The organism is Aeromonas sp. 9A, from assembly GCF_963900955.1.
Lineage (GTDB): Bacteria > Pseudomonadota > Gammaproteobacteria > Enterobacterales > Aeromonadaceae > Aeromonas > Aeromonas salmonicida.
Genome location: NZ_CAWRFG010000001.1, coordinates 2,256,428 through 2,280,319, shown reverse-complemented (window position 1 = coordinate 2,280,319; position 23,892 = coordinate 2,256,428). Strand labels below are relative to the sequence as shown.

At 57.3% G+C, this 23,892-nt stretch carries 24 protein-coding genes and 1 tRNA gene; 13 read left to right on the top strand and 12 right to left on the bottom strand.

Features of this window, described 5'->3' with window-relative positions; translation table 11 throughout:
• The first annotated feature begins 51 nt into the window (after positions 1 to 51).
• The 10 genes from AACX78_RS10695 to AACX78_RS10650 all read left to right on the top strand — a co-directional run bounded on the left by AACX78_RS10695 (position 52) and on the right by AACX78_RS10650 (position 6,250).
• Positions 52 to 558, top strand: coding sequence for a hypothetical protein (locus AACX78_RS10695; protein WP_159166181.1), 507 nt, complete (start codon positions 52 to 54; stop codon positions 556 to 558).
• The gene (locus AACX78_RS10690) at positions 558 to 773 is read left to right on the top strand and encodes a hypothetical protein (protein WP_159166180.1); all 216 of its coding nucleotides are present in this window, start codon (positions 558 to 560) and stop codon (positions 771 to 773) included. The genes AACX78_RS10695 and AACX78_RS10690 overlap by 1 nt, the downstream gene beginning before the upstream one ends.
• Positions 770 to 1,132: a hypothetical protein gene (locus AACX78_RS10685; RefSeq protein WP_159166179.1), complete on the top strand. Its 363-nt coding sequence runs from the start codon at positions 770 to 772 to the stop codon at positions 1,130 to 1,132. The genes AACX78_RS10690 and AACX78_RS10685 overlap by 4 nt, the downstream gene beginning before the upstream one ends.
• On the top strand, positions 1,129 to 1,455 hold the full coding sequence (locus AACX78_RS10680; RefSeq protein ID WP_159166178.1) for a type IV toxin-antitoxin system YeeU family antitoxin: 327 nt from the start codon (positions 1,129 to 1,131) through the stop codon (positions 1,453 to 1,455). Before AACX78_RS10685 ends, AACX78_RS10680 begins: the two co-directional genes overlap by 4 nt.
• Positions 1,456 to 1,483: 28 nt before the next feature.
• On the top strand, positions 1,484 to 2,026 hold the full coding sequence (locus tag AACX78_RS10675; protein ID WP_159166177.1) for a hypothetical protein: 543 nt from the start codon (positions 1,484 to 1,486) through the stop codon (positions 2,024 to 2,026).
• Between the two features lies 1 nt (position 2,027).
• Positions 2,028 to 2,369 (top strand): hypothetical protein, encoded by a 342-nt coding sequence (locus AACX78_RS10670; RefSeq protein ID WP_159166176.1) that lies wholly within the window; start codon positions 2,028 to 2,030, stop codon positions 2,367 to 2,369.
• 30 nt (positions 2,370 to 2,399) lie between these two features.
• Complete coding sequence (locus AACX78_RS10665) at positions 2,400 to 2,696, top strand: hypothetical protein (protein ID WP_159166175.1); 297 nt, start codon at positions 2,400 to 2,402, stop codon at positions 2,694 to 2,696.
• Between the two features lie 115 nt (positions 2,697 to 2,811).
• Entirely contained in the window at positions 2,812 to 3,126 is a 315-nt protein-coding gene (locus AACX78_RS10660) for a hypothetical protein (RefSeq protein ID WP_159166174.1), read from the top strand.
• A 2-nt stretch (positions 3,127 to 3,128) separates the two neighbouring features.
• On the top strand, positions 3,129 to 3,533 hold the full coding sequence (locus tag AACX78_RS10655; protein ID WP_159166173.1) for a type IV toxin-antitoxin system YeeU family antitoxin: 405 nt from the start codon (positions 3,129 to 3,131) through the stop codon (positions 3,531 to 3,533).
• Positions 3,534 to 3,853: 320 nt separating this feature from the next.
• A complete protein-coding gene (locus tag AACX78_RS10650) occupies positions 3,854 to 6,250 on the top strand; it encodes an AAA family ATPase (protein ID WP_159166172.1) in 2,397 nt (798 codons plus the stop codon).
• Positions 6,251 to 6,420: 170 nt separating this feature from the next.
• On the opposite strand, the gene AACX78_RS10645 is transcribed toward AACX78_RS10650, so the two are convergent.
• The 5 genes from AACX78_RS10645 to AACX78_RS10625 form a co-directional block, all read right to left on the bottom strand.
• Complete coding sequence (locus AACX78_RS10645; RefSeq protein WP_159166171.1) at positions 6,421 to 7,695, bottom strand: hypothetical protein; 1,275 nt, start codon at positions 7,693 to 7,695, stop codon at positions 6,421 to 6,423.
• An 80-nt stretch (positions 7,696 to 7,775) separates the two neighbouring features.
• Positions 7,776 to 9,314: an HsdM family class I SAM-dependent methyltransferase gene (locus AACX78_RS10640; RefSeq protein ID WP_265342336.1), complete on the bottom strand. Its 1,539-nt coding sequence runs from the start codon at positions 9,312 to 9,314 to the stop codon at positions 7,776 to 7,778.
• Positions 9,315 to 9,341: 27 nt separating this feature from the next.
• Positions 9,342 to 10,262 carry a type I restriction enzyme HsdR N-terminal domain-containing protein gene (locus AACX78_RS10635; RefSeq protein ID WP_201302832.1) on the bottom strand — a complete coding sequence of 307 codons (921 nt, stop codon included), beginning with the start codon at positions 10,260 to 10,262 and terminating at the stop codon, positions 9,342 to 9,344.
• A gap of 14 nt (positions 10,263 to 10,276) precedes the next feature.
• The gene (locus tag AACX78_RS10630) at positions 10,277 to 10,474 is read right to left on the bottom strand and encodes a helix-turn-helix domain-containing protein (RefSeq protein WP_159166170.1); all 198 of its coding nucleotides are present in this window, start codon (positions 10,472 to 10,474) and stop codon (positions 10,277 to 10,279) included.
• 564 nt (positions 10,475 to 11,038) lie between these two features.
• Positions 11,039 to 11,126 (bottom strand) — tRNA-Ser (locus AACX78_RS10625).
• 185 nt (positions 11,127 to 11,311) lie between these two features.
• Here AACX78_RS10625 and AACX78_RS10620 point away from each other — a divergent pair.
• The 3 genes from AACX78_RS10620 (at position 11,312) to AACX78_RS10610 (ending at position 14,654) form a co-directional block, all read left to right on the top strand.
• On the top strand, positions 11,312 to 11,968 hold the full coding sequence (locus AACX78_RS10620) for a Bax inhibitor-1/YccA family protein (protein ID WP_159166169.1): 657 nt from the start codon (positions 11,312 to 11,314) through the stop codon (positions 11,966 to 11,968).
• A 164-nt stretch (positions 11,969 to 12,132) separates the two neighbouring features.
• Positions 12,133 to 14,286, top strand: a complete 2,154-nt coding sequence (gene yccS, locus AACX78_RS10615) for a YccS family putative transporter (protein WP_159166168.1) — start codon at positions 12,133 to 12,135, stop codon at positions 14,284 to 14,286.
• 26 nt (positions 14,287 to 14,312) lie between these two features.
• Entirely contained in the window at positions 14,313 to 14,654 is a 342-nt protein-coding gene (locus AACX78_RS10610; RefSeq protein WP_005310577.1) for a TusE/DsrC/DsvC family sulfur relay protein, read from the top strand.
• A gap of 57 nt (positions 14,655 to 14,711) precedes the next feature.
• Here the strand turns inward: AACX78_RS10610 and dedD are convergent, their stop codons facing one another.
• The 7 genes from dedD to AACX78_RS10575 form a co-directional block, all read right to left on the bottom strand.
• Positions 14,712 to 15,482, bottom strand: coding sequence for a cell division protein DedD (gene dedD / locus AACX78_RS10605; RefSeq protein ID WP_034524373.1), 771 nt, complete (start codon positions 15,480 to 15,482; stop codon positions 14,712 to 14,714).
• 200 nt (positions 15,483 to 15,682) lie between these two features.
• Entirely contained in the window at positions 15,683 to 16,942 is a 1,260-nt protein-coding gene (gene folC / locus AACX78_RS10600) for a bifunctional tetrahydrofolate synthase/dihydrofolate synthase (protein ID WP_201302831.1), read from the bottom strand.
• Positions 16,943 to 16,944: 2 nt separating this feature from the next.
• Positions 16,945 to 17,808 (bottom strand): acetyl-CoA carboxylase, carboxyltransferase subunit beta, encoded by an 864-nt coding sequence (gene accD / locus AACX78_RS10595; RefSeq protein WP_005310570.1) that lies wholly within the window; start codon positions 17,806 to 17,808, stop codon positions 16,945 to 16,947.
• A gap of 119 nt (positions 17,809 to 17,927) precedes the next feature.
• Complete coding sequence (gene truA, locus AACX78_RS10590) at positions 17,928 to 18,737, bottom strand: tRNA pseudouridine(38-40) synthase TruA (protein WP_159166166.1); 810 nt, start codon at positions 18,735 to 18,737, stop codon at positions 17,928 to 17,930.
• 169 nt (positions 18,738 to 18,906) lie between these two features.
• Positions 18,907 to 21,048, bottom strand: coding sequence for a FimV/HubP family polar landmark protein (locus tag AACX78_RS10585; RefSeq protein ID WP_159166165.1), 2,142 nt, complete (start codon positions 21,046 to 21,048; stop codon positions 18,907 to 18,909).
• Positions 21,049 to 21,326: 278 nt separating this feature from the next.
• Positions 21,327 to 22,343, bottom strand: a complete 1,017-nt coding sequence (locus AACX78_RS10580) for an aspartate-semialdehyde dehydrogenase (protein WP_159166164.1) — start codon at positions 22,341 to 22,343, stop codon at positions 21,327 to 21,329.
• 167 nt (positions 22,344 to 22,510) lie between these two features.
• Positions 22,511 to 23,644: a 4-phosphoerythronate dehydrogenase gene (locus AACX78_RS10575; protein ID WP_159166163.1), complete on the bottom strand. Its 1,134-nt coding sequence runs from the start codon at positions 23,642 to 23,644 to the stop codon at positions 22,511 to 22,513.
• Between the last annotated feature and the right edge of the window lie 248 nt (positions 23,645 to 23,892).

Genomic DNA, 23,892 nt, shown 5'->3' with positions numbered 1-23,892 from the left:
GCAAGGCCACCTCACTACAGGTGGCCTTTTGCATTTCAAGGAACTATGCCAATGTCTGCCTTCATGATCGACCGCAAGGACTACCTGACCTTTGCCGTGCAGCTACACCGCTTTTGCAATGCCCCCATGCCACCGCACTACACCCTTGAGTTGTTACGCACCCTCTGGTGGAACTCGCCAATGGATGTCACCAGTACCTGGACGTGGAGGGTAGACCGGCTGGTGCGGCTGATGATGCTCGCCAACCGGCGGGCAGTCTGGCATCGCTATCAGCTGGGGCGTCAGCAGGACCGCAAGGAACCACGTCAGCACTGCTCGACCAAGCTGAGTTCGCTTAAACCTGCCCACCACTACCACCAGACACCACTCACCGATGCAGAACTGGTAGCCCTCTACAAATTCACCTGCTGCGCCCTGTACCAATCGAGCGAATGGAGTGGGAGCCCTGAGCAGGCACCTCGGCTGGTGAAGGTACTACAGCAGTTGCAGCAGGCACTGGCGCAAGACGTGCTGACCCGGCTGTCACTGTGGGAGCAAGCCCCCTGGGGAGAGATGTAATGAACCTTTCCATCACCCTGACAGTGACAAGCTCACCACCGAGCTCAACCGCCCAGATAGCCCAGCGTATTGCCGATGACATGGCACACCTGCATCATCGTCTGGGTGATGCGGTCAGCGATGAACTGGGCATCAGTATCAGCTATCTGGTCGAACAATTTGCGCTGTTGGCAGCGGCTTACCGTTCACCTGCAGAAAGGGAGAAACACCCATGATCGAATTCAGCGATAGCTTCACTCAGGTCGCAGTCGCTCAGGCCATGAGCGCACATAGCGATTTGCATAGGCTCATTACCTATCAGCTCACCTTCCCGAAGTGGGCACACGACTATGACGAGACCGGCAAGCGCACTGGCCCCGACAAGATCAAGCCCGTGCCAACGATGCACAAGACCACGCTGTTCGTGAGTCCACTGGACATGGTGGACAACCTACCCCGCGAGATTAACTTTGCGTGGTGGGAGCGTGAGTGCAACGACCTCGGCTATCCCGTTGGGGAGTGGCGACGCACCATTGTGGGTGCCTACTTCAACCACGGCACCAACGACAACCCAAACTGGAGCAGCCACACATGAGCATCTTCGAGCACATGACATGGGGACTGGGCACCCCGAACCTGCCCAAGCTGGGGGCTCGAGCCATTCTGCAACGTGGTTATGTTGATTTCCTGGACGACCGTGCCGGTATGTACGGCGAGCCAGACGAGGCGTGGCGGGCCGAGTGTGACACGGTGCTGCCGCACTTCCTGCGAGAGTTAACCAAGATGGCCAAGGCATACCAGATATGCACCGACATGGACGAGGTGTTTCGCCTTGAACACAAGGGCTGGGTGTGTGAAGCCAGTCCGAGGCGCAGCTACGGCTACCTCTACCTCGACATCTACCACCCCGCTAACTAGCGGGGTGTTTGTTTCAAGGAGAAGTATCATGAACAAGTTCTATCACGTGGGCACACTAGCCCGCCGTGAAGTCACCGCCCTGCTGCACACGCTGACGCACAATGCAGCCGCCAATGCCGAGGGGATCCTCAACTACGTGGGCAGCAAGCTGAACCCCTACGACCCGCGCAAAGAGAAGGCCAAGGCACGGCACACATTGCGCCGGGTCAAGAAGGCTCTGAAGGTAGGGCGTATCCCGCTTGAGCTCACCGTGACGGGTTGCCGCATCGACCGTGGCAGCCATCAGGCTGACCGTTACTACTACGACCGGACGCTGCTGGCCAAGGGCTGGCAGCAATACGATACCGAGGAAGACGCCTGGTATTTCGGCATCTGGATTCACACCGAGAAGCTGGAGACCTTTACCTACGCCGAAGGGGATACCAGCCATGTGATTGCGCCACACGTTGAGGCGTTTCGCGCTGAATTGGCGCGACTCTACCAATACCACCCGCAAGCCCCGGCGTTTATCAGCATCGACCCGGAAGCAGGCGTTGTGACCCGACATTTTGAAGCCAAGCCGGAGGTATGAAATGGCTAAGAACATCACCATCAAGGTGCCCGGCAAACATCCGCAAACTGGCGAGCTCACCACCTTTGAGCTAAAGGGGCAGCGCATGGATATCGATATCGGCGGGCAGACCGTGCCGTTCCTCATTCACGGGAGGGGGATAGGCACCTCGCTCACCCACATCCCGAGTGGCTACCGCATTGCACTGCTCGGCGGCTGGCTCACCGCGCGTTACGCAATCCCTGAGAATAAGCCCAGCAGAACGGCCTGTGCCCAGATGGCCATCGACCGATTGGTAGCCCAGTACGGCTCGCTGCACCTGCTGGACCGGCTCAATTGCAAACCGGTTATCAATCAGATGTAACGCACAGCCCAGACAACAAGGAACGATGCAATGACCAACCCCCTACCCGCAACACCTAACCCACTGGCAGGCCATTCGGTGATGCAGATACTGGATGTCGCTATGAGTTCCATCATCGGCGATTACGATGACGCAGACCTGGAGCCAGAATGGCAATGGGTAAAGCAAATGGCCTCCCATGAACATGTCGGTGTGAAAGATGACTCCGCCTATGAGTTCACTCTGAACCTGGCCATGGAGCTTGATGCCATCCCGCCAGCACTGCAACCCTTGCTCACTGCCGCCCAGAAGGCCGGTGTGAACTACATCCTGTTTTACAACGACTAGCCACCGTGGCCTGGTAGCGGTCAACAGCCACAACAACCCAGCCCCGCTTATCCACAAACAGCATAAAGGGCCAGCCCTCACAGGCCGGCCCTTAGCATCATTGGAGTCACCGAACATGACCCGTCTTATCACTGGGCTCGAGGTGCACAACTATGCCCCCGAGCTTAACAAACTGCATCTGCGAAACCGGCAGACGTTACCAGCGCCCGGCATCACCTCCATCAAAGAGGCCAAAGCTCGCCTGTTTGGCCGCTGGCAGCCTGGGCATCAGGTGACCATCACCGTACACCATCCCGACTACGTCAACCTCTCAAGGCTCTACCGAGGGCGACTGGCAAGCCTGACAGACCTCACTGAGCACCTAGCCAGACTACGCCAGCGCCATAACGTGCCCGGCACAATCATCCACACCCAACTGAGGTATCGCTAATCATGACCACGACAACCACCCACACCAATAGCCAACAACCAGCCGAAACAGACCTGCCCACCCGGATTTTTGCGCAGTGGGGCTTGCCCCATACCGTGACGCCGCGCTTTGGGGCTCGTCTTATTCAAGAACATCATCGCCTGCACTTTCTGTCAGACCGGGCCTCATTGACAGGCGAATGGGAGGAGGTGGCTATCGACTGGCTGGAGGCAGCCTTCCCGGCCATCATCAAGGAACTGGAGGCCAAATTGCTGACTGGCGAGCTTGATGCTCAGCGTCAGCAACGTATCACCATCCATCACGGTGGTTTCACCTGCGAAGCCGATAGCCTTGGAAGTCACGGCTATGTTTATATCGCAATTTACCCCGTGATAAACGCGGACATCACGCACTGCGCCAAGGCGTGACCGCATATCCACTGGTGGACACACTGGCACCATGGTTATTATTCACTACTGACAAACCCTGCGCTTTCCCCTTCACTAAATACCTCTCCAACCCTACCGCGCCCAACGCGGCGGGGTCCGTCCAGGGTCAGCAACAGAGTGTCTAGAAAACCAGGGGCGATTCAGTCTATTGCTTGCTAGTGATAAGATAATACCATCACAGCGATGAACAACGTTTAGGTCGAGAGAACGCATGGAATTTAAAAAAGCACTCTCCTAGCCGCTCAGCACATATCACCGAGTATCAGGTATTGCCAATAGCCAACGCTAAGGGATAATTCATGTTCAATCAGGTTGACATCGGTAGTTTCGGTAGTTTTACAGACCTCACTTGGAAGAAAAGCCTTAAGGATGCGGGAAACACCGTCCAGAACTTCAAGAGACTCAACATCCTCTACGGACGAAACTACTCTGGCAAAACAACACTCTCGCGAATCTTCCGTGCTTTAGAGACTGCGCGCATTCCGCCCAACTACGTGGGTTCAACCTTCACTGTCTACGGTGACAAGGGTGATGTGACACAGACTGACCTTGCCGGTCATGGCTACGATGTTCGGGTCTACAACCGGGACTTCGTGAGCGAGAACCTAAGCTTCTTGGTCAATCAAACCAGCGGTGAGATTAAGACGTTTGCCATCGTCGGTGAAAAGAACAAAGAGATCGAAGATGCCATTGCCGCGATCCAAGTCAAGCTAGGCAGTGTTGAATCGAAAGCTGGTCTTCGGCATGAACTTGAAGCCAAAAAAAAAGAGCGGGATCGGACGAAAGGCAATCATAAAACTGATTCTGATGCTCTAGAGGGTAAACTTCGCTCTCATGCCAACGATAAGATTAAAAAGAATCGCACCTACGGTTCTGCGGTCTACAACATTGAAAGCATCAGGAAGGATATCGCCACCGTCAAGAAGGCGGGATTCACGCCTCTAACCACTGACGAACAGGCAACCAAGGTCAACCTCTTGAAGCAAGAGCCACTTCCTGACATCTCCGATACAGTCTCGTTCAGCCTAAAAATTGATTCAATCAAGACAGTAGCCGAAGAGCTTCTTTCTAGATCTATCAAGCCGACGCAGGCCATTCAAGAGCTGTTGAACGAAACGGCCCTTCAAGCGTGGGTGAAGCAAGGCATCCCACTGCACAAGGAAAAACGCGATACATGCGCCTTCTGCCGTCAGGATTTGCCCCACAATTTATGGCATGTTCTGGACTCTCACTTTAGTAAAGAATCTTCGGATTTGGAGTCGTCCATCGATTCATGCCTGATATCGGTCAATGACGAAATTCAGGCTATTGCTGGCTTCCTGACTTTGACCGGCGATAAGTTCTACGCTGAAGAAAAAACATCGTTTGAGATCAACCAAAAATCTCTTGCTGAATGCCTGAAGGTCTATAAACAAGATCTTGAAGCGCTCAAGACTGCCTTGGACTCTAGGAAAAATTCTCTCTTCCAACCCGTTGCTATGCCGGCCCCCAAGCACGATTCTGCAGCGATACAGAAGTATGCTGACGAGATCAACGATCTGATCGCCAAGAGCAATGGCCGTACCAGCCTACTGGAGAAGGACAAGGACAGCGCACGCAAAGCTCTGCGACTCACCGACGTGGCTTCATTCATCGTTGACATCACCTATGATACCGAATTAACCCGTATTGCTGCTCTTAAGACGCAAACAGATACTGCCAGCATTGCCTATGCTGACGCTGAAACCGAGATCGTCAAGCTAGAAGCTGATGTCACCCGCTTACAAGGCCAACAGAAGGATGAACGCAAAGGAGCGGAGCGGGTAAATTCTTTGCTCAATCACTTCTTCGGTCACAATGGCATCAAGCTTGAAGCCAAGGACAACGAGGCGAAAACCGCCGTCAAGTTTGAGATCACTCGGGATGGCAAATCAGCCTACAACTTGAGTGAAGGCGAGTGTAGCCTGATCGCCTTCTGCTACTTCATAGCCAAGCTGGAAGAAGCAGATAGCAAGGGTAAGGAGCTGATCATCTACATAGATGACCCAATATCCAGCCTGGACGGGAATCACATCTTCTTTATGTTCAGTTTGATTGAAAGCTTGATTGCAAAGCCCATCAAGGATGAAAACGGATCAAACAGCTATCGCTATAAGCAACTTTTTATATCCACCCACAATCTGGATTTCTTGAAATATCTAAAGAAATTATCACTTCCTAATGAGAAAAATCACGGTGGCCACCAACATTTCATCGTGGAGAGAAACGGAGGGGCAAGTAAGATTTCTCTGATGCCTTCGTATCTGCGTGACTACATCACTGAATTCAACTACCTGTTTCATCAGATCTATAAGTGCCGCAATCAAGACGGGGCAAATGAATCCCATGAACCGTTCTATGGCTTCGGGAACAATCTTCGCAAGTTCCTAGAAGCTTTCTTGTTCTTCAAGTTCCCGCACCATGACGACAAGAACGATGCCTTTGAACGGATAAAGAAATTCTTCGGCGAAGAGGATCCGACGGCAATCGCCCTTGTTAATAGACTAAACAACGAGTTTTCACACCTTGAATCGATCCCAGATCGGGGATTCAAACCTGTGGAGATTCCAGAAATTTCCAACGTCGCAAACTACGTCTTGGACAAGATCTATGCGGCAGATCCGCATCAATATAACGCCCTGTTAAAGAGCATTGGCGAACAGCCTAGAACACCATAAGAAAAGGGGCGCAAAGCCCCTTTCCTAATTTGGCGGCAAACCACAGGCTGCCCCTCCCCTCTACGCTAACTCCCTACTGGCAGCCCCGCCACGCAAAAAAGCTCTAATTTTAGGCTAGCTATATGGTGTTGCTATTCATCCCACTGGGCGCATTGCAGCTGGAAGCATAGTTACTTGTGCGGCAGGCCTTCAGTAGCTGTGAACAGTGCAGCCTCAAACATAGTCCATGCTGTTCTGCGCAATGCAGCGGCCTCGGTGCGCTTGGTAATCGCGCTTTCGCGTGAGGAGGCAACCCCATCCACAAGGTGTTGCTGTGTCTCTGTATCAGGCAAAGGGAAACGGATGTCCAATAGTGCGGGCTTCGAAATGTTCTTCATGGTGGGCGATGTGCCCGTCAATCGGGATTCGATGTGCTCGCGTACAGAATTCAATTTCATTGCCTCAGCCAAGAAACGTGGCAGCAATTGACTATCTGAGCGGAAGCGGACTCGGAAAATCTTGTCGCACAAAAGTAAATGGGGTGACGTCGAATCTACGTAAGCACATGCGCCAACATAGCGAGCTACATTCGCACGACTGATCAATACGTCACCGGTCATGACTTCGTATTCGGGGCGAGGCTTCAAAGTTGCGGGCAACTCTTTGTTCTCGTTGGCATTGAAGGTACCAAAGGACACTGCGCCAAGTTTGAGCACACCCCACTTGCCTTCGCGGGCGGGATGGTTGTGGCATTTTGGGCTCCAACCATTTTCAAGATCAATAACCAAATCGCCAAGACGAGTTAACGGCCATGAATGCTGCTGTTCCGGCCCGCAGACAGATTGCCGCAAAATGCTTTCGTGACTCCAACGCTCCACATCCTTGAACCGTGCCACAAACACGGGTCGATCCCGCAGTGGAGGGAGCGGAGCCACGCCAAGTGCCGCTTCAAAGGCTTGCCAGCCTGCTCGCTCAATGGCTTCGGCTTCCTGCTCTAATTGTCCTGCACGGGTCAAAGCTTCGGTGTAGGTAGTAATAAGTGTATCTTGCTCGTCCAAGGTCGGTACTGGCACATCTAGGCTCAAAAAGCCCTCGGGCGTGACCCGCTTACGACCACTGGTGCCCGACGCCTTGCGTTGCAGATCTGCCTTGAAGTGACCCGCCCGTAACAAATGGTTCAGGAAATCGGGTCGGAGCTTTTCTGGTTTGGGCGTAAACACCGGGTACTCAGGCGTGATGACCGCTTTGGGGATGCTGTCCGGGATCAACCCCACAGCACCATTGCGAGCATCAATTTTGGAGAAAACTAAGTCGCCAGGATACGCAGCAAACATGGCCCCCTTGAAGGCCTCGTCGCGATCACGTGGCAGTACCTCACCGGAGAACTTGATAGTGATTGCCTGCCATTCACCAAGCACGCCATCAACGCGCACTGGTTCGAGACGCTGAACGATCAATTCACTCAACGGCACTAGAGGAAAGCCACTGGCGCGCACTTCAACCGCCGCCGTCTCAACCCAGCGTTCAATCTCCCTCCACCGCCGAATTACGCAGTGGAGGGCACCGGAAAATTTGGCGTTTCCTCCGGCTGCGCGCCTTGCGCCAACCAATTTTCAAATTTGCGATAGGCTTTAAGTAAATCAGGCAACTCGGTCGCCACGCCCTCACCAGTGTCGCCAGTGGAGGTGATACCGACGGCTTTGGGGGCTGCAACGAATACCGGGTAATCAAACAACTCGCGCACACGTGCCCACAGTGCGGCTGTGTGGGCTTCGTCGATAGCCTTGTACTTGGCCTTCAGTTCCGACAACAATGCATCGCAGTGCTTTTGTACGTTAGCCAGCGCAACAGTTGCCTGCTTCTTGAGTTCAGCAGCCGCTTTCTTATGCTCCTTGGAGACGTCACTCAGCCAGACAGGCTTGCCTTGGGTGGTGGGTCGACAGGTGCGAGGATATGCAGGGGCTTCACCGCGCTGCCAAGGAAGCAAGGTACGATTCAATCCCAGTTCGGCCAGCTCATCCAGCAAGCGCCTTGCTTCCGCATCTTCGCCACTAACGATGCGCGAGGCGTAAGCTAGGTGCTGTGCCGTACGCTGTGTATCAAAGTCTACATCAAGCTCGGAATGAGCTTGAGTCCATGCTGCTTCCCAAGCAGCCGACTCCTCATCGGTGAACTTACGCAGAAACACCAAGGATGCTTTGACCGTTGCGTTGCTCGATTTGAAGGTTTCTTCAGGCAAGCTGACCACCGCCAGCAGCTTGGCGCGGCCTTCGGTCCAGCGTCGCAACCATGCCAGCGAGGGATTGTTGAGATTACCATCGGGTAGCACGATGCCCATTCGCCCACCAGGCTTGAGTAGATTCAGGCAACGCTCAACGAAAATCAGCTCGGTGGGACGATTGTTCTTGGCCTTGCCGATCTCGAACAAGTCAAGGATCGGCGTCTTGGCTGCAGCGGCATCCAGCAGACGTTGATGACTTTCTTCCCAGGCATCACCGTAGCCGCGTTCCCGGCAACGGGTGAGGTAGGCTTCGTCGGTGGGCACGCGGGTCTCATCGCTGCCCCCGACTTTCTGGTCGCTGCCGACATTGGAACCGAAGGGGGGATTGGTCAGCACCAAATCGAAGCGACCATTGAAAATGCCGTTAATGTCAAGCAAGCCGTCGTGGTAGTGAATACCACCATGCCCGTCACCGTGCATGATCATGTTCATTTTGGCAGTGCGCGCGGCACGCGGCTCTGCATCGGTGCCGTAGATGCACTTCCACGCCAAGCGCCCCACGCGGGTATCGATAGGTTTGTTGTCGTCACCGCTGGGTAGTAGTTCTCGGTTCAGGCGCGAGAAGGCTGCTTCAATCTCAGTTTCTTCTTTTTCTTCGGATAGACCCAATGCTTCAATACGGGCTCGTTCTTCATCCTTCTGCCGCTGAACATCGGCCACAATCTGGGCACGGACATGTTCAAAAGCACGAATCAGGAAACCACCTGATCCAGATGCGGGGTCACAGATAAGTTGATTTTCCTGTGGGTTGAGCAAGTCAACCATGAACTCAACTACCGGGCGAGGCGTGAAGAACTGGCCCAGCTCACCACGGAAAGTCGTGCCCAGAAATTACTCAAAGGCCAAGCCCTTGATATCATCACCTGTTTTTGATAGGTCGAAACGCTGCAATTCCTTAACGATACGCCGGAATGTGGTTTCAGATATTTCCAGCGTGTCAGTGGCTGCAAACAGGTCATCTGCCTTGTAGTAGTCCTTGGTTAGCTCAAACAAGCCATCGTGTACCAGCGGATCATTTGGCATACGGGACGCCGCACGCTGATCAAGATAATCAACAGTGAAAGTTCCGTGCAAACCGGAACGCTCGATGTACATCTTGATGAAAAGGATCTTTGATATGGTGTCGAAAGCCCGGCCTGGATCCATCTTATGAACATCGCGCAGGATGCTGTGGCAAACGAACAGCAGGTCTTGGAATTCCTTGCGATTGAAGGTCCGCAACGATTCGCGGATCTCTTTCAAACGCTTGGCATCGCCCCAGTCGGATGCCTTGGGAATTTCATTGATGGCAACGAATCCACCCGGGAGCCCTGGCACCAGCTTGAACACCGCAGTGTGTCGGGCGTTGGTGGCAATAAAGAACTCACAGCCAACAGCGCGGGTGTAGGACTCGCCTTGGTAGTAGTCTCGCTCCTGGATGTTGATGGTGTCAGTTTTGCACTCGATCACCAGCACAGGGGTTCTGCCGGCGTCCTTTTCTGCAGCAGACTGCCAAATTACTATGTCGGCGCGAGGGCTCTTGTGACCGTGTTGCGTGCGTCGCTCCTGATCCATTTGTTCTAGCGTATAGCCGTAATGCTCGACCAGCGTGCGAATGAACCTCTGCCTAACGATCTCCTCCGGCTTGGTCGTGACGTCTCGCCACTCCTTGCGTAATGGTATCCATAACCAATTGCCTTCCTGATGCAGAGTGTCGACAGCAGGTGAAAATGGTTGGCTGGGCTTGTGGGTCGGTTTCTTGGTCTTGGCCATGAGTCAGTTCTCGATCAGTCTTGCTTTTGTTGTTCTTCATCTGCGCCGCCGGTGCGCACCCATTCATCCACCTCGGACAGCTGGAATTTCCACAGTCGCCCTACACGGTGCGCGGGTAGCCCCCTGCGCTCGCGCCAGCGATAAACGGTGTCCTTAGCCACCCCCAAATGCTGGGCGACATGTTCGGCGGTGACCCACTGTTCGGTGTTCATAACATTAACGCTCAACTAAACTGTATTAAAGTCGATGTAAATCTGAGAAAGTCTATCATAGGATAGTAGTGATAACGACCGTTAAGCCATGGACGCCCCCCAGATTTTGGAGAACATTGCAGTATGTTCGGGGTCAAACTTGGATTGAACTGGCCTGAGTGTTAGTACCTATATAGAACCACCTTTTCAGTACATGCAGGACAGACTTTTTGGACGGGGAATTTTTTTCATCCACACCGGCACAATGATCCGCAAGGCCAAAGGGCTCGACTGGCTGGCTGCTCATCTGGATTAAGCTGTCCCTGATCGGGTTCTCTCCACATGTGCAATGTTGATGACATCAGACCAAGTTGATGCGTGTGCACTGACCAACAAAAGAGATTGCAAGAGAGGGCCGCTGGCCCTCTCTTGCTTTGGTTAAACTGAAGGAGTAATGACGATGACCTGTCCAAAGAGATGCTATCGAGGAGCAGGACAGCCAACACCTAATGGCATACTCACTGGCATACCAAAAATCGCAGATACAAAAAAGCCCAACGAAATCAATCAGTTGGGCTATATATATGGCGGAGGAGGTGGGATTTGAACCCACGGATGGTCGCCCATCGCCGGTTTTCAAGACCGGTGCATTCAGCCGCTCTGCCACCCCTCCGAACGGCGTGCATACTACGTCAAGCCCATGTTCATATGCAATACATATTTGTTCTGGGATAGTAGGGTGCAACAGGCTGGGGTGGCGCTTGAAATCAGCGCTCGTCATCCCAACATTGAGTGCATACAATGCGATAACGAAGCGGAATGTACCGCCTCAACCCGGAAATCAAGAGGACACCCAAGATGGATACCCGTTCTATCTATACCGGCACCCAGAGTGCCGCGCGTGATACCAACAAGGTGCTGCGCAACACCTATATGCTGCTCTCCCTGACTCTTGGCTTCTCTGCCGTTGTGGCCGGGGTCGCCACCGTGATGAACATGCCGCCCCTGCACTGGGCCGTGTTCCTCATCGGTGTGTATGGCCTGATGTTCCTGACCCAGAAGAACCAGGACAATGGCATGGGCCTGGTGTTCACCTTCGCCCTGACCGGCCTGCTCGGCTACAGCCTGGGCCCCATCATCAACATGTACATGAACAATGGTGGCGGCGAGATAGTGATGACGGCGCTCGGCGGCACAGCGTTGACCTTCTTCGGTCTGTCCGCTTATGCCCTGACCACCAAGCGTGACCTTTCCTTTATCGGTGGCATGCTGTTCGTCGGTTTCTGGGTGCTGCTGGTGGCCATGGTCGCCAACATCTTCCTGCAGATGAGCGCACTGAGCCTGGCCCTGTCCGCCATGTTCATGCTGTTCTCCTCCGGCGCCATATTGCTGACCACCCAGCAGATCATCCGTGGCGGCGAGACCAACTACATCTCTGCCACCGTGACCCTGTATGTCTCCATCTATAACATCTTCCTGAGCCTTCTGAGCCTGCTCGGCGGCAACCGCAACTGATGAAAGGCCCCGCTTCGGCGGGGTTTTTATTGGTGCCTGTTTCTGTCAGGATAAGTTGTAAATCAAGGATATGAAGCTAAGCGGCCCTGATCCAAATCAGGGCCGCTTAGCGCTTGGCGGGTTAGTATCCCGTTCTCGTTTCATTCAAGGGTTGCTCTTGTCTCATGCCGATGGATTTCTCTGGCCTGCTGCGCCGACTGCTGACTGATAGTCACATCTACTTCGCCCTCAAGGTCTTGCTGGCCATGGTGGGTTTGCTCGCCTTCACCCTGGCGACCGGCGATATCCAGCTCACTGTGCTGCTCTCCCTCGGGGTGGTGGCTGGTGCCATCGCCGAAACCGACGACAGCCTGTGGGGCCGAGTCAAGAACCTCGCCATGACGCTGCTCTGCTTCCTGTTTGCCTCCCTGTGTGTGCAGTACCTCTTCCCGACGCCCTGGCTGTTTGCCATCGGACTGGCGGGGTCGACCTTCCTCTTCGTGATGGTGGGGGCACTCGGTCAGCGCTACGCCACCATCAGCTTCGGCTCCCTGCTTATCGCCATCTACACCATGCTGGGGGCTGCCAAGGCGCCGGATCTCCTCTACCAGCCGCTCGCATTGTGCGCCGGTGCGCTCTGGTATGGCTTGGTCTCCCTCATCTGGCTCTGGCTGCTGCCCTACAAGACACTGCATGAGCAGCTGGCCCAGAGTTACTTTGCCCTCGGCCGCTATCTGCTCGAAAAATCTCGCTTCTTTCCGGCGGACGAGCATGGCGCCCAGGCCATTCGCCACAATCTGGCCCAACTCAACATCAATCTGGTCAATGCGCTGACCCTGACCAAATCGGCGCTCAACGCCCGCCTCAGCACCCGCCATCAGGCGGCGCCCGAGCTTGCCAGCCTGCTGCGCCTCTACCTGCTGGCGCTGGAAATCCAGGAGCGTGCCACCTCCAGCCACTATCCCTACAGCAGGCTGGAAGCCGAGCTCAAGCAGGGTATCGTCCTTGACGGGTTTCAGGAGGTGTTTCTGCAGCTCTCCGAGGCCTGCCAGCGGCTCGGTTACGCCATCCTGGTGCACAAGCCCTACGCCCACAACAAGCGTATCCACTGGACCCTGGAGGCTCTCGGCGATCAGCTGGAGTTCACCCACCTCAAGCAGCACTACCCCAAGACATTGCTGACGCCGATGAAGTTCCTGCGCCGCAATCTGGCCAGCATCAACCAGTTGCTGGGCAGCGCCGAGGAGCTGCAAAATCCGACGCAGGCCCCACAGAGCTTGCCGCCTCTGGCGCGTCCTGTCCGCCTGCCATTGCTAGCCCAGCTCAAGCAGCACCTCAGCCCGGACTCCATGGTGTTTCGCCATGCCCTGCGCCTGTCGCTCGGGTTGGTGGTAGGTTACGGCATACTGCAGGCCTTCAATCTGGACAAGGGTTACTGGATCTTGCTGACGGTGCTGTTTGTCTGCCAACCCAGCTACAGCGCCACACACCGCCGGCTGGTACAGCGGATGCTCGGTACCTTCGCCGGCCTGCTGGTTGGCGTCCCCGTGCTCTGGCTGTTCCCCGAACTGCATGTTCAACTGGTGGTGATGGGGCTCGCCGCCTTCCTGTTCTTCACCCAGGTGCGCAGCAACTACAGCGCCGCCGTCTGCTTCATCACCCTCTATGTACTGATGGCCTTCAACCTACTGGACGGCATCGGCTTTGCCATTCTGGGGCCGCGCCTGCTCGACACCTTCCTCGGCTGCCTGCTCTCCTACGCCCTGGTGGCCTGGCTCTGGCCGGATTGGCAGTACAAACGGCTGCCGACGCTTATCGCCAACTCTCTGTCAGCCAACGCCCGCTACTTGGCGGCCGTGCTCGCCAGCCTGCAACAGCAAAGGGATGAATCCATCGACTACCGGGTGGCCCGCAAGAGCGCCCATCTGGCCGACAGCGAGCTGGCCATGGCCTGGCAGAGCATGCTGGTGGAGCCGCAAAAGCGCCGCCGCTTCCTCGATCTCTGCTTCACCCTCACCTGGCGCAACCACGCCCTGCTCTCCTACATCTCGGCGCTGGGTGCCCATCGCGACAAGCTGGAGGCCATCGGCGAACTCGATGAGATCAGCCGCCACCTGAGCCATACCCTGGAGCGGGCCGCAGGCCATCTGGCGGGCGAGATACCGGCACAGATCGAAGGGCAGTGCCCCGTCATCACGCCGGACAGCAGCGAGGAGCAGCTGATGCTGACCCAGCAGCTCACCCTGATCAGCCAGCTGGCGGACGAGTTGCTCACCCTGGCCAACGAGAGCCGGTTGCTCACCGGGGGCCAAGGCGCTACCATGCCCGCCCAATCCTGATAGCCCTATTTGCGAGGAGCCCTCTTATGGCTGAGCATCAGCTGGAATTCAACGGCCAAACCATCGAAACCGATGCCAAGGGCTATCTGCTGAACAGCAGTGACTGGAGCGAGGAGCTGGCACAGGTGCTGGCCGAGCAGGAAGGCATAGTGATGGAAGAGCCTCACTGGGAGGTGGTGCGTTTCGTGCGAGCTTTCTATCTGGAGTTCAACACCTCCCCTGCCATCCGTGCTCTGGTCAAGGCGATGGAAAAGCAGTACGGCCCGGAAAAAGGCAACAGCCGCTACCTCTACAAGCTGTTTCCTGAGGGGCCAGCCAAACAGGCCACCAAGATAGGTGGCCTGCCAAAACCGGTGAAATGCATCTAAAAAAATACCGCGCCCATCTGTGAAATGAAGCGCGGTATTTTTTATCTCATTGAACTATCAGGGTTTGTAGGCCACAACGGATCCACTGAGTCCTGTCATCTGACCAATCCGGCCCTGCATACCCTGCAGTTTGGCCCTGGAAACATCCGGCCCGATGAAGACCCGGTTGAGCTGGCCCTGCACCGGTGTACGCGGCGAAGTCTGGGCCGAATAGCCCGCCGCCCGCAACTTGCTCACCAGCGCATTGACGCTGTCCACGTTTTTGAAGGCACCAAGCTGCAAGATCCAGCTGCCCTGCGACGAGGCGGCAGGCGCCTGTGTCTGCGGCGCCATCTTGCTCGCGATGAGATCATCCATCGACTTGATCTGGCCGACCTGTGGCTTGGTTTCCACCGGCTTTTTCACTTCCACCGGTTTGGGTGGTACCGGCTTGGGCTTGGGTGGCTCCACCGGCTTCTTGGCGATCACCTCGGGCTTGGGCTTGACCACTGGCTGAGCAACGGGCTTGGTAGCTGGCTGCTGTGCCTGCGCCGCCGATGGGTTCTTGTTGGTGGCGAGCGTCACGGGATCCGAGACCTCTTCGACCTGCCACTGCTCGGCGGCAGAGGCCTGCTGTTGGCTAGCCAGGTGTTCCGCCGGCAAGGTACTGGCGGCAGAGACCTGCAATGCCGGCTTGGCGGGTTCAAGCTCGGGACGCAGCGGGATCTTGGCAAACGCCTCGTCCTTTTGCTCCAGCTTGTTGCCATCCATCAGATCCGGCAGAAAAATGACAACCAGGGCCACCAGGATGACGGTGCCTACCAATCTGTTTTGAAACTTCGAAGCCAAGTTAATCCCCACCCATGTTACTTAGAATTAATTGCAATTTTGCGGACATCAATGATGGACAGTCCCTTCAAGCCACTCTGTGTTGAGACTTCGAAGCCAAGTCAACGCCTACCCATGTTGCTTGGCCGATGGCGCGCCGAAGCAGGTTTGACACGGCATAATCAACCCTAAGTCGTGCCGTTCAACCGGCCCTGTGCCGATCAGGACGCAGTGCCCGCCAGAATGTCGGCGACAGTGTAAAACGAACCAAACACAATGACCATATCATCAGGACTCGATGCGGCCAATGCAGCCTGATAGGCGGCGCTGACATCATCAAAGTGCAGAGCCTCTCCCTTGCCCTCCCCCAGGGCAGCGGCGAGCTGCTCGGCGGTAGCGGCGCGCGGACCGGTGAGGCTGGCCAGGAACCATGCGTCGATCAGACCGTCAAGCTCGGCGAGCGAGCCCGCCATGTCCTTGTCTTTGAGCATGCCGACCACGGCGCGGCGCTTGCCCTTGCAGGGGATCTGGCGCAACTGGCTGGCAAGGTAGGCCGCCGAATGGGGATTGTGGGCCACATCGACAATGACCAGGGGCTCGCTTTGCAGCCGCTGCATCCGCCCCGCCAGCCGGGCATTGGCCAGCCCGTCACGGATTGCGGACTCAGGCAGCGGCAAGCCGAGGGATTCCAGCGCCGCCAGCACAGTCACGGCGTTCATCAGCGGCAGTGTTGGTTTGGGCAGATCCCGCCACTGGTGCAGCCCCTGGTAATCCCAGCTGGTCTCATGCTCTTTACCAGAGAAGTCGACACCGACCTGACGCAGGCAGGCACCTATGCGCTGCGCCTCGCTGGCGATGGTGGCAGGAGGCTTGGGTTCACCGCTGATGGCGGGTTTGCCGGCGCGGTAGACACCCGCCTTCTCCACTGCCACCGCTTCGCGGGTATCCCCCAGCCAGTCGCAGTGATCAAGCGCAATGGAGGTGATCATGGCCACATCGGACTCCACCACATTGGTGGCGTCGAGCCGACCACCCAGCCCCACTTCCAGCAGCAACACATCCGGCGCGGCACGGCGAAAGAGCCAAAGGCCCGCCAGGGTGGCAAACTCGAAGAAGGTGAGCGCTATCTCGCCCCGAGTAGCTTCCACCTCGGCAAAGGCAGCGCGATGATCGTCGTCGGCCAGCTCTTGTCCATTGATGCGTACCCGCTCGGTAAAGCGCAGCAGATGGGGAGAGGAGTAGACACCGACCTTGTAGCCCGCCGCCATCAGAATGCTGGCCGCCATGGCGCAGCTGGAACCCTTGCCATTGGTGCCAGCGACCGTGATCACCTTGAACGGCAACTGGGTGAGGCCCATGCGACGGGCAACGGCACCGACCCGATCCAGCCCCATGTCGATGTTGACGGGGTGGATCTGCTCCAAATAAGAAAGCCAGTCGACCAGCGACCGGCTTTGGGATTGTTGCATGTTTGAACTCATCTTCACTCTTCGATGACGTGAGTATTCAGCATTTTGGCGAGCAGGCTGGCCAAACGGTTACGCATCTCGCGGCGATCTATGATGAGATCGATGGCACCCTTCTCCAGCAGAAACTCGGAGCGCTGGAAGCCTTCCGGCAGCTTCTCGCGCACTGTCTGCTCGATGACGCGCGGGCCGGCAAAGCCGATCAGCGCCTTGGGCTCGCCCACATTGATATCACCCAGCATGGCCAGACTGGCAGAGACACCACCCATGGTGGGGTCGGTCAGCACAGAGATATAGGGCAGGCCTGCCTTGGTGAGCCTGTCCAGCGCAGCACTGGTCTTGGCCATCTGCATCAGGGAGAAGAGCGCTTCCTGCATGCGAGCACCGCCTGACGCGGAGAAGCAGACCAGACCGCGACCTTCCTTGATGCACTCCTCGACGGCGCGTACGAAACGGGCACCGACCACGGAGGACATGGAGCCACCGATGAAAGAGAACTCGAATGAACAGGCGACGACCGGTACCCCCTTGAGGGTCCCCTTCATCACCACCAGCGCATCTTTCTCTCCCGTCGCTTTCTGAGCGGCGGACAAACGATCCTTGTAGCGCTTGGAATCCTTGAATTTCAAGATATCCTGCGGCTCCAGCTCGGCACCGACTTCGGTGCGGCCCTGCTCATCGAGAAAACTCTCGAGACGGGCACGGGCGCTGATGCGCATATGATGATCACACTTGGGGCACACTTCGAGGTTGCGCTCCAACTCTGCCCGGTAGAGCACCTGTTCACAAGCACTGCACTTGGTCCACACCCCTTCCGGAATGTTGTGACGACGAGGTGTAGTTATCTTGCTCTTGGGAAGGATCTTCTCAAGCCAGCTCATGGAATTCCTTAATGCTTTTGTGCCTGACAAAACGCATCGAGCCTAGATTGTTCAATGACTTAATAGCTCGATGGCAATAAATGACGGATCATTAAACCACAAATTTTCGGGGCCAGTTACTAAAAACTGGTCGTACCCGGTGCCGAGTCCGGCAGCCACAGCGGGCCGAGCGGCAGCTGTGGCAACGCCAGTTCTGCCGGGTAATCCACGTCGACCAGATAGAGTCCACCAGCCTTGGCGGTCGGCCCGGCCTGGTTGCGATCCTTGGCGGCCAGCAGCTCGGCAATCCACTCCACCGGCTTTAACCCCTGCCCCACCAGTAGCAGGGAACCTGTGATGTTGCGCACCATATGGTGCAAGAAGGCATTGGCCTTGATGTCGAGCACGATGTAGGGGCCGGATCGGCTGACGCACAGGTGCGTCACATTGCGCCACGGTGTCTTGGACTGGCACCCTATGGCCCGAAACGAGGTAAAGTCCTGCTCCCCCAGCAGGCATTGACCCGCCTGGTGCATCAACCCTGCATCTATGGTCTCGTGATAATGGCTGACACCGCTGCCGAGAATGGCAGGGCGGTAGTTATGGTTGTAGATGACATAACGGTAGCGACGGGCGGTGGCGCTGAAACGGGCGTGGAACGTCTCGTCCACCTCCTTGACCCAACGCACGGCGATATCCGGCGGCAGGTTGGAGTTGAGCCCCAGGGTCCAGGCCGATTCGCTGCGGATGGCGTGGGTATCGAAATGGATCACCTGACCGGTGGCATGCACACCGGCATCGGTGCGACCTGCGCACTGAATTGAAACAGGGTGGTTGGCGATCCGGCTGAGGGCTTTCTCCAGCTCAGCCTGCACGCTGATCACTTCTCGCTGACGCTGCCAGCCGAAATACCGGCTGCCGTCATATTCAATACCTAGGGAGATTCGCATGGGTAACACTTGTCTTATGGTGAAAAGAGGCGATGAAAGAAACGGGGCGGATTATACGCGCTCGGGGTGAAAAGTCCCAAACACAGCAAGCCTGCCCGCACAGTCCCCAATAATAGAGAAGGGCAGCCCGCAGGCTGCCCTTCTCAAGGTCCTAACACCAGAGAGGCGGTTATCCCAGGCGCTTGAGCAACTTCTCCGCCTCGGCACGCTGGTGATCACTTCCCTGCTCTGCCGCCTCTTGCAGCAGTTCGCGAGCACTGTCTTTGTCGTCGATCTCGAGGTAGGCCCGGGCCAGATCCAGCTTGGCCCCGACACCGCCGTCGTCGGCATCCACGTCAAAACCGGTGGACTCCGGCAGCACCTCGGGGAAGCCGTCCAATCCCACATCCAGCGAGAAGCCCTGATAGGGTTCCTGCTCCGTGGTGGTGTCATCGGCTTCGGCCAGCAGCTTGTCTATCTCGACATAACCACTCTCGTTGGCCTGTTCACGGGGCTTCACATCGCCCTCATGGGATTCCACCTCGGCGAAGGCATCCTCAAAATCGGAGAGTGCCAGCTCGTTGGGATCCAACGCGAGATCCGGTTCCACCGCCTCGGTCGGCGCCAGGCCCAGCTCCGCCAGCATCTCGTCGGCGCTGGTATCGGCGGCGCTCTGTTTCGCACTTTCTTGGTCAGCTTCAGCCTCGGCAAAGGCGCTCTCAAAGTCGCTCAAATCAAAGGCGGCAAGTTCTTCGTCACTGATGGGGGCGTCGGCATCCGGCTGGCCATCATCGTCCGCATCCAGATCCAGATCGGCGGTCAGGTCGGCATCCAGCTCGGCAAACAGTGCAGCTTGCAGCTCCTCTTCACTCATGACCTCATTGCCAGCCTTGGCGGGCGGGTTGAACTCGTTGGCGAGATCAAGATCCGGCTCAACATCGAGTGCAATGGCTTCATCGTCGGCCAGATCCAGGTCGGGCACCAGATCCGGATCACGACCGGCCGCTTTGGGCGCAGGTTCCGCCTCAAAACCGGCCAGCTCCATCTCGCCGTCATCGCTGAACACTATGTCAGCAGGGGCCGCCGGCTCTTCCACCGCCATGTAACCATCCGGGGTGTTGAGATCCGGCATGGGACGAACCGGCTCATCATCGGTGATATCGGCGCTGAACAGGTCATCAAACTCGCTGTGCTCCTGATCCATCACCATGGAGGTAGACTCGGAGAGGCTCTTCTCCTGCTCTTCCAGCTCGCGGCGGGCACGGGCACGCAGCCAGAGCGTCACCAGCGCCAGCACCAGCAAGACCGGCAGCAGTATGATCATGGCGAGGTTGAGCGGTGAGGAGAGCAAATCCATCAGCCAGTGCTGCTTGGGTTCAGGCGTCGCCGCAACCGGCGGAACAGGTTTGGTCTTGAGCTCGGCAATCTCTTTTTGCAGCGCTGTCTGCTCCAGCAACTGGGCCTTGAGGGTTTCCACCTCTTCGGTCAGGGATTGCAACCGCAGCTTGAGCCTGTGGTTCATCTCTGTGACCTGACCGAGCTGGGCATTGGCATCTTCCAGCGCCAGTGCCATTTCGGTAGAGGGCTGGCCGACCGGCTTGCCAAGATCGGCAGGCAGTGGTGCAGGGGCGCTGGTAGCGGGTGCCTGGCTTGGTACCGGCTCGGCAGCCTTGGCAACCTCTTTCACTTCGGTTGCAGGTTGAGGCGCAGCCACCTTGGGTGCCGGCGCAGGAATGGGCGCCGCTTTGGGTACGGGTGCCTTGGCGGGCGCGGCAGCAACCTTGGGCGCAGCAGGTTTGGCTGGCTGAGTTTGCTTGCTGGCCAGGTATTTCGGGCTGAGCCCTTTCCAGCTGGCGTTGTCGCTATTGAAACGCTGACGGGCCTGGGCATCGGTGATGACACTCGCTTCCGCGGCGGTAGGCAGCAGAATGCGGGATCCCACCAGTATGTGGTTGATGTTGCCATCGGCGAAACTGCGGGGGTTTTTCTCGTAAATCGCCACCATGGTCTGGTAGACGCTGACGCGATTGGAGGGGCGATGTTTGCTCGCCAGGCTCCAGAGGGTATCGGTTGGACGGACAGGGCCATAACTGCCGGCATTGCTCGCGACCTGCCGCACAATCGGCTGGGCAGTGGGACGGCTGGGCTGGGACGTGGCGCGGGGAGCGGCGACTGGTTGTGCCAGCGGCTGGGAATTGACGGCAGGCGGAGCCGGTTCATCCGGGCCTTTGAGCTCAACAAAAAAAGGCTCCCGCGCCGGGTCTTCAGCCTGAGCGGTGCCCAGCAGACCCAATGCGAGTAGCATTGCCAATGTTATGCGGGAATGTCCCATATTCGTTCCTTCGTATGACGGCCCTATCACATTGAAAAATCTGGATAGTTACCCCAAAACAGTCGGTTCAATATAAATCAGGCTCAGGTTGCAAGCCAGCAGTCCGACACATTTAGCACCCAACTTGTTCCTGAGTGTAGGAAAAAACTTAATCAGTTGATATCACGAAAAATTCTCGGGGCCATAGAGTGCGGCCCCGGTCACATCCACACCGCACGCGGGTGGCAAGGGACAGGCCCGATGGAACTTGTCCTCCACCGGGCCGGCAGATCCGCAGATCAGAGGTAATCGCGCACCAGCAGTTCGGCAATCTGCACACTGTTGGTCGCGGCGCCCTTACGAACGTTATCGGCCACGATCCACATATTGATACCGCTGGGGTGAGAAATATCCTGACGGACACGGCCAACCAGCACCTCATCCTTGCCGGTGGCATCGCGCACCGGGGTCGGATAGTCCGTTTCGTCATCGAACAGGGTAACGCCCGGGGCGTTGCGCAGCAGCTCCTTGACCTGATCCGCATCGAGCGGTTGATGCAGCTCGACGTGCACCGCTTCGGCATGACCATAGAAGACGGGCACCCGCACGCAGGTGGGGTTCACGGCTATGCTGGCATCCCCCAGGATCTTCTGGGTTTCCCACACCATCTTCATCTCTTCACGGGTGTAGCCGTTGTCGGTGAAGCTGTCGATCTGCGGAATGAGATTGAAGGCGATCTGGTGCGGATATAGGGTCGGCTCCACCGGACGACCGTTGAGCAGCTGCGCGGTCTGGCCGGCCAGCTCGCTTACCCCTTCCTTGCCAGAGCCGGAGACGGACTGGTAGGTCGCCACGTTGATGCGGGCGATCCCGACCTCGTCGTGCAAGGGCTTGAGCGCAACCAGCATCTGGATGGTGGAGCAGTTCGGGTTGGCGATGATGTTGCGATTGCGAAAATCCGCCAACGCGCCCGGATTGACTTCCGGGATCACCAAGGGGATATCTTCGTCGTAACGGAAGCAGGAGGTGTTGTCGATGACGATGCAGCCGTGCTCGGCGGCGATCGGTGCCCATTTGGCAGAAACCTCGGCACCGGCGGAGAAGAGCGCAATCTGCACCTGACTCCAGTCAAACTCTTCCACATCCTTGATTTCGAGATTCTTGCCACAAAAGCGCACCGTATCACCGGCGCTGCGGCTGGATGCCAGCGGATAGAGGGTACCGACCGGGAAGGCGCGCTCCTCCAGAATTTCAATCATGGCCTGACCCACGGCGCCGCTGGCGCCCAATACCGCTACGTTGAATTGCTGACTCACTGATGTTCTCTCCTGTGGTATTGCAAATAGTGCCGGCAACGCACGCTGGCATCACCGTTGGCAGGCGAACCTGCCTGATAGAGGGCTCGGCATGACACCAAGCCAGAGACGGGCGGGGCCGGCGTCGAAGCCGCTTACCCCAGCCGTTTGGATCTGTTGAATCTGGTTTAGCCGGGTTGGACGGTGAAACCGAGCCGGGCCAGGGTATCGCTGGCGAAGGGGCCGCTGACGTGCAAAGAGGATAGCTCGCGCCGCTCCGGATAGTGCTTGCGCTGCTCATCGAAGCTGCCGGGCAGCTCAATCCGGTTGCGAAAACGGGCATCGTCGCGGCGCACATCGTAAATAAGGTGCACCAGCTGTTTGATAAGCGCCTGATCCGCCGGTTGACCCGGCGTCAGTGCGCGCACCTCTGGGGCGGGCAGCAAGGATTGCAGATCCTGGCGCGCCGTGCGGCCCAACTGCTGACAAAGCGCCTGATAGAGCATCCAGGTGCCACGCGCCTTGCCCTCCAGGCTGTAGCCTGCGATGTGAGGGGTCGCTATCTCGGTATGGGGTACCAGGGCACGCAGGGGCTCTGGCTCCCCTTCCCACACATCCATCACCAGCCGCAGGGGCTCAAGCCCTTGCTGGCGAGCGAGCAGCGCCTGGTTGTCCCACACCTCGCCACGGGAGGCGTTGACGAGGATCTGCCCGGCAGGGCGCGCGGCGATCGCCTCCCCATCCAGCAGGTGAAAAGTGGCATCCGGCCCCTCGCGGGTGATGGGCACATGGAAACTGACGATGTCGGCACCGAGTGCCGTCTGGTAGTCGACGAATGAGCCTGTCTCGCCTGCCTGCCCGGCGACTCGAGCCCGCGGCGGATCGCAGCGCAGCACCCGCATGCCGAGGGCCTCGGCCTTGCGCGCCACGCATTCACCGGTATTGCCCGCCCCTATGACGGCGAGGCTCATCTCGCTCAAGTTGAGCTCATGACGCTCGGCCAGCACCAGCAAGGCAGAAAGCACATAATCGCCGACCGAATACTTGTTGCAGCCGGGCGCGCTGAAGAAGGGGATGTTGCGCGCCGCTAGCAGCGCCTTGTCGACGTGATCGGTACCTATGGTGGCGGTGCCGACGAACCCGAGCCGCGGGCTGGTGGCGAGGAGCTCGGCATCGACCCGAGTCACGGAGCGCACCAGCAGCACATCGGCATCTTGCAGATCCGCCGCCTGCATCTGCCGTCCTGGCAAGGGGATCACCTCGCCAAATTCGGCAAACAGCTCAAGGGCGTGGGGCATATTTTCATCAACGACGATCTTCATCGGGCTCTCTCACTTCGCAACCGGCCACAGGCGCGCCATTCTAGCCCAAACCAGCAGAACTTTCAGATGCTTATTCGCCCATGACCTTTCACCACAATCACTCCGTCCGGCCTGCCCAAACCGGCCAGATGTTCAGATGCCTGTTCGCCGACCCTCTTTCACCACCATCGCACCACAGTGCCTGGGCAAACCGCCAAGATGCGCAGATGATGATAACCCCACGCCCGTATTGCCATGTCGGCCCGGGT